Origin of the sequence: Mycobacterium rhizamassiliense (assembly GCF_900157375.1) — a bacterium.
GTDB lineage: Bacteria > Actinomycetota > Actinomycetes > Mycobacteriales > Mycobacteriaceae > Mycobacterium > Mycobacterium rhizamassiliense.
In genome coordinates, this window is the sequence record NZ_LT721901.1 from 3,362,309 (window position 1) to 3,379,657 (window position 17,349).

Annotated in this window: 13 protein-coding genes and 1 pseudogene; 11 read left to right on the forward strand and 3 right to left on the reverse strand. The window is 68.2% G+C overall.

From position 1 onward, the window contains the following. The first annotated feature begins 72 nt into the window (after positions 1-72). The 6 genes from MRAB57_RS16515 to MRAB57_RS16540 all read left to right on the forward strand — a co-directional run bounded on the left by MRAB57_RS16515 (position 73) and on the right by MRAB57_RS16540 (position 10,676). Entirely contained in the window at positions 73-3,771 is a 3,699-nt protein-coding gene (locus MRAB57_RS16515) for a nitrate reductase subunit alpha (RefSeq protein WP_077088310.1), read from the forward strand. Then, complete coding sequence (gene narH, locus MRAB57_RS16520; RefSeq protein WP_077088311.1) at positions 3,771-5,354, forward strand: nitrate reductase subunit beta; 1,584 nt, start codon at positions 3,771-3,773, stop codon at positions 5,352-5,354. Before MRAB57_RS16515 ends, narH begins: the two co-directional genes overlap by 1 nt. Further along, positions 5,351-6,019 carry a nitrate reductase molybdenum cofactor assembly chaperone gene (gene narJ / locus MRAB57_RS16525; RefSeq protein WP_077088312.1) on the forward strand — a complete coding sequence of 223 codons (669 nt, stop codon included), beginning with the start codon at positions 5,351-5,353 and terminating at the stop codon, positions 6,017-6,019. The genes narH and narJ overlap by 4 nt, the downstream gene beginning before the upstream one ends. Continuing rightward, the gene (gene narI / locus MRAB57_RS16530; protein ID WP_077088313.1) at positions 6,012-6,743 is read left to right on the forward strand and encodes a respiratory nitrate reductase subunit gamma; all 732 of its coding nucleotides are present in this window, start codon (positions 6,012-6,014) and stop codon (positions 6,741-6,743) included. The genes narJ and narI overlap by 8 nt, the downstream gene beginning before the upstream one ends. Before the next feature lie 80 nt (positions 6,744-6,823). Further along, positions 6,824-8,713 carry a translational GTPase TypA gene (typA, locus tag MRAB57_RS16535; RefSeq protein ID WP_077088314.1) on the forward strand — a complete coding sequence of 630 codons (1,890 nt, stop codon included), beginning with the start codon at positions 6,824-6,826 and terminating at the stop codon, positions 8,711-8,713. Between the two features lie 61 nt (positions 8,714-8,774). Further along, entirely contained in the window at positions 8,775-10,676 is a 1,902-nt protein-coding gene (locus tag MRAB57_RS16540) for an ABC transporter family substrate-binding protein (protein ID WP_077088315.1), read from the forward strand. 4 nt (positions 10,677-10,680) lie between these two features. Here the strand turns inward: MRAB57_RS16540 and MRAB57_RS16545 are convergent, their stop codons facing one another. After that, entirely contained in the window at positions 10,681-11,298 is a 618-nt protein-coding gene (locus tag MRAB57_RS16545) for a TetR/AcrR family transcriptional regulator (RefSeq protein WP_077088316.1), read from the reverse strand. Positions 11,299-11,354: 56 nt separating this feature from the next. Here MRAB57_RS16545 and mshB point away from each other — a divergent pair, with 56 nt between their 5' ends. From mshB to MRAB57_RS16565, 4 genes and pseudogenes are all read left to right on the forward strand, one after another. Continuing rightward, positions 11,355-12,257 (forward strand): N-acetyl-1-D-myo-inositol-2-amino-2-deoxy-alpha-D-glucopyranoside deacetylase, encoded by a 903-nt coding sequence (gene mshB / locus MRAB57_RS16550; protein WP_077088317.1) that lies wholly within the window; start codon positions 11,355-11,357, stop codon positions 12,255-12,257. A 92-nt stretch (positions 12,258-12,349) separates the two neighbouring features. Then, complete coding sequence (locus MRAB57_RS16555) at positions 12,350-12,811, forward strand: hypothetical protein (RefSeq protein WP_077088318.1); 462 nt, start codon at positions 12,350-12,352, stop codon at positions 12,809-12,811. A 142-nt stretch (positions 12,812-12,953) separates the two neighbouring features. Beyond that, positions 12,954-15,518: a bifunctional FO biosynthesis protein CofGH gene (locus MRAB57_RS16560; RefSeq protein ID WP_077088319.1), complete on the forward strand. Its 2,565-nt coding sequence runs from the start codon at positions 12,954-12,956 to the stop codon at positions 15,516-15,518. A gap of 105 nt (positions 15,519-15,623) precedes the next feature. Continuing rightward, a pseudogene (locus MRAB57_RS16565) lies at positions 15,624-15,836 on the forward strand (maleylpyruvate isomerase N-terminal domain-containing protein); the annotation flags it as partial. Positions 15,837-15,841: 5 nt separating this feature from the next. Here the strand turns inward: MRAB57_RS16565 and MRAB57_RS16570 are convergent. After that, positions 15,842-16,162 carry a hemophore-related protein gene (locus MRAB57_RS16570; protein WP_077088320.1) on the reverse strand — a complete coding sequence of 107 codons (321 nt, stop codon included), beginning with the start codon at positions 16,160-16,162 and terminating at the stop codon, positions 15,842-15,844. Between the two features lie 105 nt (positions 16,163-16,267). Further along, positions 16,268-16,600, reverse strand: a complete 333-nt coding sequence (locus MRAB57_RS16575) for a hemophore-related protein (RefSeq protein ID WP_077090633.1) — start codon at positions 16,598-16,600, stop codon at positions 16,268-16,270. Between the two features lie 407 nt (positions 16,601-17,007). Between MRAB57_RS16575 and fdxA the strand changes: the two genes are divergently transcribed. Next, positions 17,008-17,334 (forward strand): ferredoxin, encoded by a 327-nt coding sequence (gene fdxA / locus MRAB57_RS16580; protein WP_077090634.1) that lies wholly within the window; start codon positions 17,008-17,010, stop codon positions 17,332-17,334. The last annotated feature ends 15 nt before the right edge of the window (positions 17,335-17,349 follow it).

Sequence of the window (17,349 nt, forward strand, 5' to 3'; positions counted from 1 at the left end):
CCAGCGCAACGGAATCGATGCGCCTGAACCCGGCGACCGAGGCACGACGTTAACGAGTAGGAGGCTGATGCTTTGACGGTCACGCCGCATGTGGGTGGAGCTCTCGAGGAACTGCTGGAACGCAGCGGGCGGTTCTTCACGCCCGGCGAGTTCTCGGCGGACCTGCGCACCGTCACCCGGCAGGGTGGACGCGAGGGCGACGTCTTCTACCGCGACCGCTGGAGCCACGACAAGGTCGTCCGGTCCACGCACGGGGTGAACTGCACGGGATCGTGCTCGTGGAAGATCTACGTCAAGGACGGGATCATCACCTGGGAAACCCAGCAGACCGACTACCCGTCGGTGGGCCCGGACCGCCCCGAATACGAGCCGCGCGGTTGCCCGCGGGGCGCCTCGTTCTCCTGGTACAGCTATTCGCCGACGCGGGTGCGCTACCCGTATGCGCGCGGCGTGCTGATCGAGATGTTCCGCGAGGCCAAGGCCCGGCTCGGTGACCCGGTGCTGGCCTGGGCCGACATCCAGGCCGACCCCGAGCGCCGGCGCCGCTATCAGCAGGCCCGCGGCAAGGGCGGCCTGGTGCGGGTCACCTGGGCCGAGGCCACCGAGATGATCGCGGCCGCCCATGTGCACACCATCAAGACCTACGGCCCCGACCGCGTCGCCGGGTTCTCGCCGATTCCGGCGATGTCGATGGTGTCCTACGCCGCTGGCTCGCGGTTCTACGAACTCATCGGCGCCCCCATGACGTCGTTCTACGACTGGTATGCCGACCTTCCGGTGGCCTCGCCGCAGGTGTTCGGCGACCAGACCGATGTGCCCGAATCCGGCGACTGGTGGGACGCGGCCTACCTGATGATGTGGGGCTCCAACGTCCCGATCACCCGCACGCCTGACGCGCACTGGATGGCCGAGGCGCGCTACCGCGGCACCAAGGTGGTGACCGTCAGCCCCGACTATGCCGACAACACCAAGTTCGCCGACGAGTGGATGCCGTGCGCGGCCGGTACCGACGGAGCGCTGGCCATGGCGATGGGCCACGTCATCCTCTCGGAATGCTATGTGCAGAAACAGGTTCCGTTCTTCGCCGACTTCGCGCGCCGCTACACCGACCTGCCGTTCCTGATCAAGCTGGAACAACGCGGCGACATGCTGGTGCCCGGCAAGAACCTCACCGCGGCGGATCTGGGGGAGGCCGTCGAGAACGCGGCGCTCAAGCCCGCGCTGCTGGACGAGGCGACCAACAAGATCGTGGTGCCGCACGGCTCGCTGGGATTCCGCTACGGCGAGGACGGCATGGGGAAATGGAACCTGGATCTCGGGAGTCTGGCCCCGGCGCTGAGCGTGCGAGATGCGCACGGCGCCAACGAAAATGACGAAACTGCGCTGGTTCACCTGCCCAGCTTCGACACGGTCGACGGCGAGGGCCAAACCGTGGCGCGTGGCGTCCCGGTTCGCCGCATCGGTAAACACCTGGCGTGCACCGTCTTTGACCTGATGCTCGCCCAGTACGCGGTCGCGCGGCCCGGACTGCCCGGTGACTGGCCCACCGGCTTCGACGACGCGACCCACCAGAACACCCCGGCCTGGCAGGAGGCGATCACCGGAGTGTCTGCCGCGCAGGCCATCCGGGTGGCCAGGGAATTCGCGCGCAGCGCCGAGGAGTCCGGCGGCCGCTCGATGATCATCATGGGTGGCGGCATCTGCCACTGGTTCCACAGCGACGCGATCTACCGCGCGGTGCTGGCACTGCTGATGCTGACCGGGTCGATGGGCCGCAACGGCGGTGGCTGGGCCCACTACGTCGGTCAGGAAAAGGTGCGGCCCCTCACCGGATTCCAGACCATGGCGATGGCCACCGACTGGACGCGCCCGCCCCGGCAGGTGCCGGGCGCCTCGTACTGGTACGCCCACACCGACCAATGGCGCTACGACGGGTACGGCGCCGACAAGCTGGCCAGCCCGGTGGGCCGGGGCAGGTTCGCGGGCAAGCACACCATGGATCTGCTGGCGTCCGCGGTCGCCATGGGGTGGAGCCCGTTCTACCCGCAGTTCGACCGCTCCAGCCTCGACGTCGCCGACGAGGCGCGCGCCGCCGGGCGCGACGTCGCCGACTACGTCGCCGAGCAGCTCGGCCAGCGCCGGCTCAAGCTCTCGGTGACCGACCCCGACCACCCCGACAACTGGCCGCGGGTGCTTACCGTGTGGCGCGCCAACCTGATTGGTTCGTCGGGCAAGGGCGGCGAATACTTCCTGCGGCATCTGCTGGGGACCGACTCCAACATCATGGCGCAGCCGCCGGAGGACGGGATCCGGCCCCTCGACGTGGTCTGCGATGGGGACATGCCGGAGGGCAAGCTCGACCTGATGATGTCGATCGACTTCCGGATGACCTCGACGACGCTGGTGTCCGACGTGGTGCTGCCCGCCGCGACCTGGTACGAGAAGGCCGACATCTCCAGCACCGACATGCACCCGTTTGTGCACGCGTTCAGCGCCGCGACCGACCCGCCGTGGGAAACCCGTTCGGACTTCGACGCTTTCGGTGCGATCGCCCGCGCGTTCAGCGCGATGGCCAAGGACCACCTGGGCACCCGCAGCGATGTGGTGATGACCGCGCTGGAGCACGATACGCCGGACGCTATGGCGTATCCCGATGGCACCGAAGACGATTGGCTGCACACCGGCGCCATCCCGGTGCCGGGGCGGTCGATGGGCAAGCTCACGGTGGTGGAGCGCGACTACGGCGCGATCTACGACAAATGGATCACGCTGGGGCCGCTGGTGGAGAAATTCGGGCTGACCACCAAGGGCGTCACGGTGCACCCCTTCCGCGAGGTCGAGGAGCTGGCCGCGAAGTTCGGGGTGATGAATACCGGTGTGGGAGCGGGTCGTCCGGCCATCACCACCGCCGCGCGGATGGCCGACGTCCTGCTGCTGCTGTCCGGAACAACCAACGGCCGGCTCGCCGTCGAGGGCTTCCACGAGCTGGAGAAGCGCACGGGCCAGCGGCTGGTGCACCTGGCCGAGGGCAGTGAGGAAAGGCGCATCAGCTACGCCGATACCCAGGCGCGGCCGGTTCCCGTGGTCACCAGTCCGGAATGGTCGGGCAGCGAAACGGGTGGCCGCCGCTACGCGCCGTTCACCATCAACATCGAGAACCTCAAGCCGTTCCACACCCTGACCGGGCGGATGCATTTCTATCTGGCCCACGACTGGATCGAGGAACTCGGCGAGCACCTGCCGGTCTTCCGGCCGCCGCTGGACATGAAACGGTTGTTCGGCCAGCCCGCACTCGGCCCCACCGAGGACGGGATCGGTTTGACCGTGCGGTATCTCACGCCACACTCGAAGTGGTCGTTCCACTCCACCTATCAGGACAACCTGTACATGCTGTCACTGTCGCGCGGCGGCCCGACGATGTGGATGAGCCCGGGCGACGCGGCCAAACTGCAAGTGCAGGACAACGATTGGGTGGAGGCGGTCAACGTCAACGGCATCTACGTGTGCCGGGCCATCGTCAGCCACCGCATGCCCGACGGCGTGGTGTTCGTCTACCACGTGCAGGAACGCACCGTGGACACGCCACGCAGCGAAATCAACAATAAGCGCGGCGGCAACCACAACGCGCTGACCCGGGTGCGGATCAAGCCCAGTCACCTGGCCGGCGGCTACGGCCAGCACGCGTTCGCGTTCAATTACCTGGGCCCGACGGGCAACCAGCGCGACGAGGTGACGATCGTGCGTCGTCGCAGCCAGGAGGTGACTTACTGATGAAAGTCATGGCGCAGCTGGCGATGGTGATGAACCTCGACAAGTGCATCGGCTGCCACACCTGTTCGGTGACCTGCAAGCAGGCGTGGACCAACCGCTCCGGCACCGAGTACGTGTGGTTCAACAACGTGGAAACCCGCCCCGGCCAAGGCTATCCGCGCACCTACGAGGACCAGGAGCGGTGGCGCGGCGGCTGGATCCGCGACAAGCGGGGCCGGCTGCGGCTGCGTGACGGCGGCCGCATCGCGAAGCTGCTGCGCATCTTCGCCAATCCGCGGCTGCCGATCATCGAGGACTACTACGAGCCGTGGACCTACGACTACGAGAACCTGACCAACGCGCCAGCCGGTGACACCTTCCCGACGGCCGCGCCCCGCAGCCAGCTCACCGGCAAGCCGATGAAGGTGTCCTGGGGGCCGAACTGGGACGACAACCTGGCCGGCTCGCCGGAAACTCTTGCCAAAGACCCGATCCTGAAGAAGGTCAGCGAGGAGGTCAAGCTCTCGCTCGAAGAGACCTTCATGTTCTACCTGCCCCGCATCTGCGAGCACTGCCTCAACCCGTCCTGCGTGGCGTCGTGCCCGTCGGGTGCGATGTACAAGCGCAGCGAGGACGGCATCGTGCTGGTCGACCAGGACCGCTGCCGCGGCTGGCGGATGTGCGTGTCCGGATGTCCTTACAAGAAGGTGTATTTCAACCACAAGACCGGCAAGGCAGAGAAGTGCACGCTGTGTTACCCGCGGATGGAGGTCGGCCTGCCGACCATCTGCTCGGAGACTTGCGTGGGACGGCTGCGCTACCTGGGCCTGGTGCTCTACGACGTCGACCGGGTGCTGGAGGCGGCCTCGGTGGAAGACGAGAAGGACCTCTACGAGGCGCAGTGCCGAATCCTGTTGGACCCCAGCGACCCCGAGGTGATCGCCGCCGCGCGCGCGGGCGGCATCTCCGAGGAATGGATCGAGGCCGCGCAGCGCTCACCGGTCTACGCGCTGATCCACAAATACAAGGTGGCGCTGCCGCTGCACCCGGAATACCGCACCATGCCTATGGTTTGGTACATCCCGCCGCTGTCGCCGGTGGTCGACGCGGTCAGCCGCGACGGCCACGACGGGGAGGATGTGGGCAACCTGTTCGGCGCGCTGAACGCGCTGCGCATCCCGATGCAGTATCTGGCCGAGCTGTTCACCGCCGGCGACACCGGCGTGGTCGAGGGCGTGCTGCAGCGGCTGGCGGCGATGCGCTCGTACATGCGCGACATCAACCTCGGGCGCGAACCCCAGGCCCACATACCGCACGCGGTGGGGATGACCGAAGAGCAGATCTACGAGATGTACCGGCTGCTCGCGATCGCGAAATACGAAGACCGCTATGTCATTCCGACCGCGTTCAACCCGCAGGCGCGCGACCTGGAGCAGATGGGCTGCTCCTTGGACAGCGACGGCGGCCCCGGCATGTACGAGCCGGAACCGACGCCCGTGTCCGTCGAGACGTTCCACGCCCAGCAGCGCTCCCGGGTGAACCTGCTCAACTGGGACGGCCACAAGGTGCCCGCCGGAATGTTCCCCGAGGAGCATCGGACATGAAGCTGCTGTCCCCGTTCCGGGACCGCGTCGGAAACCGGACGATTCAGGACCGGCTGGTGTGGCAGGCGGCGTCGCTACTGCTGGCCTACCCGGACGACGAGCTGGCCACGCGGCTGGACAACGTCGACGAACTGATCAGCCATATCGACCGGCCGGTGGCCGCATTGCTCGAACGGACGGTCGTCGCGTTGCGCACCCGCGAGCCAATGGCCGCCGCGATGGACTACGTCGCGACGTTCGACATGCGCCGCCGCGCGACCATGTACCTGACCTACTGGACCGCCGGGGACACCCGCAACCGCGGCCGGGAAATGCTCGAGTTCGCGACCGCCTACCGCGAGGCCGGTGTGCAGCCCCCGCGCAGCGAGGCGCCCGATCATCTGCCCGTCGTGCTGGAATTCGCCGCGACCGTCGACCCCGCGGTCGGGCGGCGGCTGTTGACCGAGCACCGGGTGCCCATCGACGTGTTGCGGGGCGCGCTGGCCGACGCCGGCTCGCCGTACGAGCCCACCGTGGCGGCGGTCTGCGCGACCCTGCCGGTGGCCACCGATCAGGAGGTGCGCCGCGCCCAGCGGCTGGCGAAGGCCGGGCCCCCCGCGGAATCCGTTGGGCTGCAACCATTTCAGCTGACCGTGCCGCCCCGGAAAGGAACGTCAAGTGTTTAGCAACGTCCTGTTCTGGGACATCGCGCCCTACGTCACTCTGACGGTGTTGATCGTCGGCACCTGGTGGCGCTATCGCTACGACAAATTCGGCTGGACCTCGCGCTCGTCGCAGGTCTACGAGTCGCGGCTGCTCAGCATCGCCAGCCCGATCTTCCATTTCGGCATCCTGGCGGTGTTCGCCGGCCATGTGATGGGCTTGTTCATCCCGCCGAAGGTCACCCAGATGCTGAAGATGAGCGACCACTTCTATCACATGCAGGCGGTCGCCGCGGGCTCGATGGCGGGCATCGCGACGCTGATCGGCATTGGGCTGCTGATCTACCGGCGGATCACCCGCCCGGCGGTGACCATGGCCACCTCGCGCAGCGACAAGGTCATGTATGTGGTGCTGGTGCTGGCGATTCTGGTCGGGCTGTACTGCGACCTGATCGGCACCGGGCCGCACGGCGGGGAGTTCCACTACCGCTACACCGTCGGGATGTGGTTCCGGCGGATCTGGATATTTCAGCCGCACGGCGAGGTGATGATCAACGCCCCGCTGGACTACCAGCTGCACGCTTTGATCGGGATGGTGTTGTTCACGCTGTGGCCGTTCACCCGGCTGGTGCACGCGTTCAGCGCCCCGGTCGTCTACCTGTTCCGGCCCTACATCGTCTACCGCAGCCGCGAGGCGACGGACAAGGGGCAGATGGTCGGATCGGCACCGCGCCGCCGGGGCTGGTGAGTCCGCGTCCTGGGCTCCGGCACCTGCCGGTTCGGTAGCCAGTTCGCCTTCTAGGCCCCCCCGCTGCCACAATCACCGACGTGCCATTCCGCAATGTCGCCATCGTCGCCCACGTCGACCATGGCAAGACCACCCTCGTAGACGCGATGCTGCGCCAGTCCGGCGCGCTGCACCACCGAGGTGACGACGCAGTCGAGCGGCTGATGGACTCCGGGGACCTGGAGAAGGAAAAGGGCATCACGATCCTGGCCAAGAACACGGCCGTGCATCGCAGGCATGCGGACGGGACGACGACGGTCATCAACGTCATCGACACCCCGGGCCACGCCGACTTCGGTGGTGAGGTGGAGCGCGGGCTGTCCATGGTCGACGGCGTGCTGCTGCTGGTCGACGCGTCCGAAGGGCCGCTGCCGCAGACCAGGTTCGTGCTGCGCAAGGCGCTGGCCGCGCACCTGCCGGTGATCCTGGTCGTCAACAAGACCGACCGGCCGGACGCCCGGATCTCCGAGGTCGTCTCCGAGAGCCACGACCTGCTGCTCGACGTCGCGTCGGACCTGGACGAGGAAGCGCAGAAGGCCGCCGAGGACGCGCTCGGCCTGCCGACGCTGTATGCCTCGGGCCGGGCCGGCATCGCCAGCACGACGGAACCGGCCAACGGCCAGAACCCCGAGGGCGACAACCTCGACCCGCTCTTCGACGTCCTGCTCGAGCACATCCCGCCCCCGCAGGGCGATCCGGAGGCCCCGCTGCAGGCCCTGGTGACCAACCTGGACGCGTCGGCCTTCCTCGGGCGGCTCGCGCTGATCCGCATCTACAAGGGCCGCATCAAAAAGGGCCAGCAGGTCGCCTGGATGCGCGAAGTGGACGGCCATCCCGTCATCACTAACGCGAAGATCACCGAACTGCTGGTGACCGAGGGCGTGGAACGCACGCCCACCGACGAGGCCATCGCCGGCGACATCGTCGCCGTCGCGGGCATCCCGGAGATCATGATCGGCGACACCCTCGCCGACCCTGACCACGCGCACGCGCTGCCACGCATCACCGTCGACGAGCCCGCCATCTCGGTGACCGTCGGCACCAACACCTCGCCGCTGGCGGGCAAGGTGAAGGGTCACAAGTTGACCGCCCGCATGGTGAAGTCGCGGCTCGACGCCGAACTCGTCGGCAACGTCTCCATCAAGGTCGTCGACATCGACCGGCCCGACGCGTGGGAGGTACAGGGCCGCGGCGAGCTGGCGCTGGCGGTGCTGGTCGAACAGATGCGTCGCGAGGGTTTCGAGCTCACCGTCGGCAAGCCGCAGGTGGTCACGCAGACCGTCGACGGCAAGCTGCACGAGCCGTTCGAGGCGATGACGATCGACTGCCCGGAGGAATTCGTCGGCGCGATCACGCAGCTGATGGCGGGCCGCAAGGGCCGCATGGAGGAGATGACGAACCACGCGGCGGGCTGGGTCCGGATGGACTTCATCGTGCCCAGCCGCGGCCTGATCGGGTTCCGCACCGACTTCCTCACCCTCACCCGCGGCACCGGCATCGCCAACGCGGTGTTCGACGGCTACCGGCCGTGGGCGGGGGAGATCCGGGCCCGCCACACCGGGTCGCTCGTGTCCGACCGCACCGGCACCATCACGCCGTTCGCGATGATCCAGCTTGCCGATCGCGGCCAGTTCTTCGTCGAACCCGGCCAGGACACCTACGAGGGCCAGGTCGTCGGCATCAATCCGCGCGCCGAAGACCTCGACATCAACGCCACCCGGGAAAAGAAGCTGACCAACATGCGGTCCTCGACGGCCGACGTGATGGAGACGCTGGCCCGTCCGCTGGAACTCGATCTGGAACAGGCCATGGAATTCTGCGCTGCCGACGAGTGCGTCGAGGTGACGCCAGAGATCGTGCGGGTCCGCAAGGTGCAGCTGGACGCCACCTCCCGGGCCCGCAGCAAGGCGAGAGAAAAGGCTCGGAGCTAGCTTGGTGACTCGCTACGCCCGCGGGTTTCGCCGAGCCGCATCTGCGGCGCTCGATAACGTCTTGGTCGTGCTACATCGAGCCCGTCACGTCATCGCGACGATCGGCGTGCTGCTCGCCGCGGTGGGCCTGACGCTGGCGGCCTGCACGGCGAACCCGCCGCCCGCGCCGCAAAGCACCGATACGCCGCACAACGCGCCGCCGCCGCCGGCCCGGGTCAGCCAGATCATCATGGGCATCGACTCGATCGGCGCCGGGTTCAACCCGCATCTGCTGTCCGACCTGTCGCCGGTGAACGCGGCAATCAGCGCGCTGGTGCTGCCCAGCGCGTTTCGGCCGGTGCCGGATCCCGCCACCGCGACCGGGTCGCGCTGGGAGCTGGACCCGACCCTGCTGGTGTCCGCCGACGTGACCAACCAGAACCCGTTCACCGTCACCTACAAGATCCGGCCCGAGGCGCAGTGGACCGACAACGCCCCGATCGGCGCCGACGACTTCTGGTACCTGTGGCACCAGATGGTCACGCAGCCGGGCGTGGTCGACCCGGCCGGCTATGACCTGATCACCGGCGTGCAGTCGCTTGAGGGCGGCAAGCAGGCCGTCGTCACCTTCGCGCAGCCGTACCCGGCGTGGAAGGAACTGTTCAGCAACCTGCTGCCGGCCCACATCGTCAAGGACGTGCCGGGCGGCTTCGCCGCCGGGCTGGCGCGGGCGCTGCCGGTCACCGGCGGGCAATTCCGGGCCGAGAACATCGACCCGCAGCGCGACGAGATCCTGATCGCCCGCAACGACCGCTACTGGGGCCCGCCCGCCAAGCCCGCGCTGATCCTGTTCCGCCGGGCCGGTGCGCCCGCCGCGCTGGCCGATTCAGTGCGCAACGGCGACACCCAGGTGGCCCAGGTGCACGGCGGCTCGGCGGCCTTCGCCCAGCTGTCCGCGATCCCGGACGTGCGGACCGCCCGGATCGTGACGCCGCGGGTCATGCAGCTCACGCTGCGCGCCATCGAGCCCAAACTGGCTGACACGCAAGTTCGTAAGGCGCTGCTGGGCTTGCTGGACGTGGACCTGCTCGCCGCGGTGGGCGCCGGCAGCGACAACACGGTGACGCTGGACCAGGCCCAGATTCGCTCGCCCAGCGACCCGGGCTACGTGCCGACCGCGCCACCAGCGATGACGAAGACGGCGGCGCTCGCGTTGTTCGCAGAGGCCGGGTACCAGGTCGAGAGCACCGCCTCGGGTTCACCCACTCCCGAGTCGACGCCCGCGCCGGGTACCGGGCCGCCGGAAGCGACCCGGGGCCGAATCAGCAAGGACGGCAAGCAACTGTCCTTGGTCATCGGGGTGGCGGCGAACGACCCGACCGCGGTGGCCGTGGCCAACACCGCCGCCGACCAGCTGCGCAACGTCGGCATCGCCGCGTCGGTGTCGGCCCTGGACCCGGTGACGCTGTACCGCGACGCCCTGAACAACCACCAGGTGGACGCCATCGTCGGCTGGCATCAGGCCGGGGGCAACCTGGCGACGCTGCTGGCCTCGCGGTACGGCTGCCCCGCCATCGAGGCGACGGCGGTGCCGACCGCCAATGCGCCGTCGAGCGGGCCGGCGTCGACGCGGCCCGGCACCCCGCCCGGGTCGGCGCCGCCGTCCGCGCCGCCGCCGTCGCCGAGCCCGCCCAGCCGCCCGCCGGATCCCGGCGCGCTGGTGCAGGCGCCGTCGAACCTGACCGGTATCTGCGACCGCAGCATCCAGTCGAACATCGACGCCGCGCTCAACGGCACCAAGAACATCAGCGACGTGATCACCGCGGTCGAACCGCGGTTGTGGAACATGTCGACGGTGTTGCCGATCCTGCAGGACACCACGATCGTCGGGGCAGGCCCCAGCGTGCAGAACGTCAGCCTGTCGGGCGCGGTGCCGGTCGGCATCGTCGGCGACGCCGGCCAGTGGACTAAGACCGGGCCCTAGCGGATCAGTTGGCCGACGCGCGGGTGGTTGCCCGCGGCGGGATCACCGTGTCGACCACCACCGCCAGGTCGCGCTTGTTGGGCGGTTCCCCGGTGAGCATGAAGTGATGGTTGATCAACGCCGGACCGACGCGCGCGGTCAGCGGGGTCACGGTGGCCGGGTCGAGTTCGCCTGCGGCGATGGCGTTTTGCAGGATCGATTCGACGAGTTGCAGGCGCGGGCCCACCACGGCGTCGGCGAAGATGATGCGCATTTCGGGCTCGTGCAGCAGCTGATGGATGGTGTCCAGGCTGGGGAAGAGCGTCTTGCCGGCCAACACATCGCGGTGCGCGGTGAACACGGTCAGCAGGCTGTCTCGGGCGGAGCGACCCGCACGCGGCTCGGGCACCGGCGGCAGCGCGAAAACCAGTGCGGCGTGCACCAGGTCGTGCTTGCTGCCCCAGCGCCGATAGAGCGCCGCCTTGCCGGTGTGGGCGCGCGCGGCGATCCCCTCCATCGTCAGGCCGCCGTAGCCGACTTCGGCGAGCTCGGCCAACGTGGCCTCGTAGAGCGCACGTTCGAGCACCTCGCCGCGCCGGCGGCTGCGGCTGCACTTCGGGGCGGCTTGGGTGGCGTGCGGCATTTCACGATAGTAGCCATCGCCGTTCCTATTTGCTGCGCCGACGGTAGGGTTCAGTGATGCCTGAGACCCCCCGGCTGCTGTTCGTGCACGCACATCCAGACGACGAGAGTCTCAGCAACGGGGCCACCATCGCGCACTACACCGCCCGCGGGGCGCAGGTGCGGGTCGTCACCTGCACGCTCGGCGAGGAGGGCGAGGTGATCGGCGACCGCTGGGCCGAGCTCGCCTTCGATCGCGCAGATCAGTTGGGCGGCTACCGAATCGGCGAGCTCACCGCGGCGTTGCGGGTGCTCGGGGTCGGCGCGCCCAACTATCTCGGCGGCGCAGGCCGCTGGCGCGACTCCGGTATGGCCGGCACCCCAAAGCGCCGCTGGCAACGGTTCATCGACGCCGACGACCGCGAGGCCGTCGGGGCGCTGGTCGCGATCATCCGCGAGCAGCGCCCGCACGTCGTCGTCACCTACGACCCCAACGGCGGGTACGGCCACCCCGATCACATCCACGCCCACGAGGTCACCACCGCCGCGATCGCCGCCGCGGGCGGCGACGATTATCCGGGCCAGCCGTGGCAGGTGCCGAAGTTCTACTGGACCGTCCTGGCCGACAGCGCATTCGACGCGGGCTGGGCCGCGCTGGGCAGCGACGACATGCTGCCCGGGTGGGCGATCCCGCCGCGCGAGGAATTCGACTTCGGCTACGCCGACGACAAGATCGACGCCGTCGTCGAAACCGGTGCGGACGCGCGCGCGGCGAAGTCGGCGGCGCTTGCCGCACATGCAACCCAGGTGGTGGTCGGCCCGACCGGTCGAGCCTGCGCGCTGTCGAACAACATGGCGCTGCCGATCCTGGGCGACGAGCACTATGTGCTGGTCGCCGGCTCGGCGGGGGACCGCGACGAGCGCGGTTGGGAGACGGATCTGCTCGCGGGACTCGACCTCGCCGCTCCCGGCGCGCGGTAGGCTGCCTAAGAGGCAGCCACGGAAGGATTTCGCATGGACCCCGACCTGGACCCTAACCAGCAGCATTGGCAGGACCGCCTGGACAGCCTGCAGTGGGTCATCGGCTCGATCATGTCCAATATCGACAGCGTCCCGACCTGATCGAAACCAAGCCACGCGTCGCGCCCCTCGAAGACGTCGGCGTAACAGATCCGGCTATTCGTGGTGTCGTCCTGACTCTGCTGGCCGTCGATGGGATCCTCTCCGCTCTGGCCGGAGCGCTGCTGCTGCCGTTCTACATCGGCTCCGTGCCGTTTCCGATCAGCGGATTGATCAGCGGGCTGGTCAACGCCGCGCTGGTGTGGGCCGCCGCGCGCTGGACCAAGTCGCCGCGACTGGCCGCCTTGCCGCTCTGGACGTGGCTGTTGACCGTGGCCGTGCTCAGCATGGGGGGCCCGGGCGACGACATCATCCTGGGCGGTCAGGGCGTGCTCGCGTACGGGGCCCTGGTGCTGATCGTGCTGGGGGTGGTGCCTCCGGTGTGGGTGTTATGGCGGCACGGGCACTACGGCTGAGGTTTTCGGCGCACTCGCCGGGACGGTCGACCGCGTCGGGGCCGGGCGTGGGAGCTACTGTTTTGCGTATGTCGCCCGCCCCTGTCACCAATATTTCTCGGGACGCGCGGATGAAATTCAATCGCGGGAAAGTTACACCATAGTGCCGCTGACACCGGAGCCCACCGCATTGCCCAGTCCTGCCGTCCCACCGAAGGCGAGCCCGTCCGCGCTGCGGCGGGTGCTGCGCCGGGCCCGCGACGGCGTGGCGCTCAACATCGACGAGGCGGCACTGGCGATGACCGCCCGCGGCGTCGACCTGGCCGAGCTGTGCGCCAGCGCGGCACGGGTCCGCGACGCCGGCCTGGATTCGTCAGGCCGCCGCGGCCCGAACGGCCGGCTGCCGATCACTTACTCGCGCAAGGTTTTCATCCCGGTGACCCACCTGTGCCGGGACAACTGCCACTACTGCACTTTCGTCACCGTGCCGGGCAAGCTGCGCGCCCAGGGCGCCGGCATGTACATGGAGCCCGACGAGATCCTGGACGTCGCCCGGCGCGGAGCCGAACTCGGTTGCAAGGAAGCACTATTCACCCTCGGTGACCGGCCCGAAGACCGCTGGCCGGAGGCCAGGGAGTGGCTCGACGAACGGGGCTACGATTCCACGCTGTCCTACGTTCGCGCCATGTCGATCCGGGTGCTGGAGGAAACCGGCTTGTTGCCGCACCTGAATCCCGGCGTGATGACCTGGTCGGAGATGTCGCGGCTCAAGCCGGTCGCGCCGTCGATGGGCATGATGCTGGAGACGACATCGCGGCGGCTGTTCGAGACGAAAGGGCTTGCGCACTACGGCAGCCCGGACAAAGACCCGGAGGTGCGGCTGCGGGCGCTCACCGACGCGGGCCGGTTGTCCATTCCGTTCACCACCGGCCTGCTGGTCGGTATCGGTGAGACACTGGCCGAACGCGCCGACACCCTGCACGCTATTCGTAAGTCGCACAAGGAGTTCGGGCACGTCCAAGAAGTGATCGTGCAGAATTTCCGGGCCAAGCAGCACACCGTGATGGCCGGCGTCCCGGATGCCGGGATCGAGGATTACCTGGCGACGGTGGCGGTTTCGCGTCTGGTGCTCGGGCCCGGCATGCGAATTCAGGCGCCGCCCAACCTGGTGTCGCGCGAAGAATGCCTGGCGCTGGTCGCCGCCGGGGTCGACGACTGGGGCGGGGTATCGCCGTTGACCCCGGATCACGTCAACCCGGAACGGCCCTGGCCCGCCCTCGAGGAGCTGGAGGCGGTCACCGCCGAAGCCGGCTACGACCTGATGCAGCGGCTGACCGCGCAACCAAAATACGTCCAGGCGGGCGCCGCGTGGATCGACCCGCGGGTGCGCGGACACGTTGTGGCGCTGGCGGATCCGGAGACCGGCCTGGCGCGCGACGTCAATCCCAGCGGCCTGCCCTGGCAGGAACCCGATGATGCGCAGTCGAGCGGGCGCGTCGACCTCAACGCGGCGATCGACACCGAGGGCCGCAACACCGAGGCCCGCAGCGATCTGGACAGCGCCTTCGGCGACTGGGAGTCGATCCGCGACCGCGTGCACGAGCTGGCCGCCCGGGCCCCGGAGCGTATCGACACCGACGTGCTCGCCGCGCTGGCCTCGGCTGAACGCGATCCCGCCGGCTGCTCCGACGACGAATACCTGGCACTGGCGACCGCCGACGGGGCCGCGCTGGAAGCCGTTGCCGCGCTTGCCGATTCGCTGCGCCGCGACACCGTCGGCGACGACGTGACGTTTGTGGTGAACCGCAATATCAACTTCACCAACATCTGCTATACCGGTTGCCGGTTCTGCGCTTTCGCGCAGCGCAAGGGTGACGCTGACGCGTATTCACTGTCGGCGCAGGAGGTTGCCGACCGGGCCTGGGAGGCGCACGTCGACGGCGCGACCGAGGTCTGCATGCAGGGCGGCATCGATCCCGAACTGCCGGTCACCGGCTACGCCGACCTGGTGCGCGCCGTGAAGGCCAGGGTGCCGTCGATGCACGTGCACGCGTTCTCGCCGATGGAGATCGCCAACGGCGTGACCAAGAGCGGGTTGAGCGTGCGCGAGTGGCTGATCAGCCTGCGCGAGGCCGGACTGGGAACCATCCCGGGCACGGCCGCCGAGATCCTCGACGACGAGGTGCGCTGGGTCCTCACCAAGGGCAAGCTGCCGACGTCGATGTGGATCGACATCGTGTCCACCGCGCACGAGGTGGGCCTGCGGTCGTCGTCGACGATGATGTACGGACACGTCGACAGCCCGCGGCATTGGGTCGGCCACCTCAACGTGCTGCGCGAAATCCAGGACCGCACCGGCGGTTTCACCGAGTTCGTGCCTCTGCCGTTCGTGCACCAGAGCTCGCCGCTGTACCTAGCCGGAGCATCGCGTCCCGGGCCCACCCATCGCGACAACCGGGCGGTGCACGCGCTGGCGCGAATCATGTTGCACGGCCGCATTTCCCAGATCCAGACCAGCTGGGTCAAGCTCGGCATCGAGCGCACGCAGGTGATGCTCAACGGTGGCGCCAACGACCTGGGCGGCACGCTGATGGAAGAGACCATCTCGCGGATGGCCGGCTCCGAACACGGCTCGGCCAAGACGGTGGCGGAGCTGACCGCGATCGCCGAGGGCATCGGCCGCCCGGCCCGGCAGCGCACCACCGACTACAGCCCGCTCGCCGCGTAGTTGTCACCGGTCCCGGGTATACCGGAGGCCGGGAAGCACGACATCGACGACGAACGATTCCCCGAATGGCGGCCCTTCGTCGACGCGGTGCAGCAGCGCAGGCCCGACACCGGCACCGACGACGTCGTCGTGCATGCGGAAGCGGACCGGACCACGATCGAGCTCGCCGACCCCGAGGGTCCGGCCACGCTGGAAACCGATGCCGCCGCGCGGGTGCTGTTGCTGTGGGGACGCAGACCGGCGGACCCGTCGCGAATCTGCAGCCGCGTGGGGCCTGAAACGTTAGGCCGCGTTCGCCAGCTGCTCAGCGGCTACTGAGCCGCTCAGTAGTTGTTGCAGACCGCCGCGACGCGCTCCACGATTCCGGCGTATTTCGGCGGCAGCGACTGCAGTTGCTGCTGGCGCTGCTCCGGCCCCGAATTGAGGAACGAGTTCAACATGTTCTGCGCCATCGGGCTGCTGTTGAACCTCGCCGCGGACGCCGGATCGGTCGCGTTGAGCGCCGCCATGACCTGCGGGTAAGTGCAGGTCGTGTTGATGGCCGCGTCCATGGGGTCCGCGGACGCGACTCCCGTCGCCGCGGTCAACGCCAACGCCGCACCGCCCACCGCAGCGGCCATTTTGGCCAACGACAGTTTCGTCATTCGTAGACACCTTCCTCGATTAATGCGCCGCCGCGACAATGTTTGCCGGTGTCGCTGCTGGTGCCGCGTACGACAGTTGTTCAGCGATTACCGAACGACGCGCGCTCAGTAGTTGTTACAGCTGACCGCGACGTTCTCGATGGTGCTGAAGTACTTCTGCGCCGACGGCATGGCCTGCACCTGCTGCGCCATCTGCTGGCGCTTCGGCGGCGGCGACGCCAGGAACTGGCGGATGTACGACTGCGCCACCGGCGACGAGTTCAGCTGCTGGGCAGCGGCCGGGTCGGACGCGTTCAGCGCGGCCATCACCTGGCCGTAGTTGCACGTGGTGTTGATGATCGCGTCCATGGGGTCCGCAGACGCCACCCCGGTTGCAGCGCTCAACGCCAAAGCCGCACCGCCGATCCCAGCAGCCAATTTGGCCAACGATTGCCTCACCATTGTGGACACCTTCCCCTAATGCACCGTCATCGACGGCCGCCCCGTGGCGGTGGCTGCCGTCCTCGTCGAGGCTACCAGCCGCCACTAACTCGCTTCTATTTCTCTGTAATTCGGAAACGTCCGCCCGAACGTAACTATGCGCTGGTCAACAGCGCGGTGACGTTGGTCACATCTGCCTATACTGGCAGTCTTGTAGAGCAGCATGGGGGGATCGCCGCGTCGGTTGCCCTGACGCATCGCGCCGCGCAATCCTCCTGGCGTGGCAAGTAGTTGACGTGTATGTGCGACGTCTAGTATCAGTAACCGAAAGCTTTGTTTGCGCGGCCTGGGAAGTGCCGCGGCGAAGCGAGCAGCAGCCCACATTGAACACGCAGTACATCAGAGGAAACGTTGAGGAGACCCACGTGACCTACACGATCGCCGAACCTTGCGTCGACATCAAGGACAAGGCGTGCATCGAGGAGTGCCCCGTCGATTGCATCTACGAGGGCGCCCGGATGCTCTTCATCCATCCGGACGAATGCGTCGACTGCGGTGCGTGTGAACCGGTCTGCCCCGTCGAGGCGATCTATTACGAAGACGATGTGCCCGAGCAGTGGAGCCAGTACACACAGCTCAACGCCGACTTCTTCGAAGAGCTGGGATCGCCGGGTGGCGCGGCCAAGGTCGGCATGACCGAGCACGACCCGCAAGCGGTCAAGGACCTGCCGCCCCAGGGCGAAGGCGACTGAGCGGGCCGGTGCTGC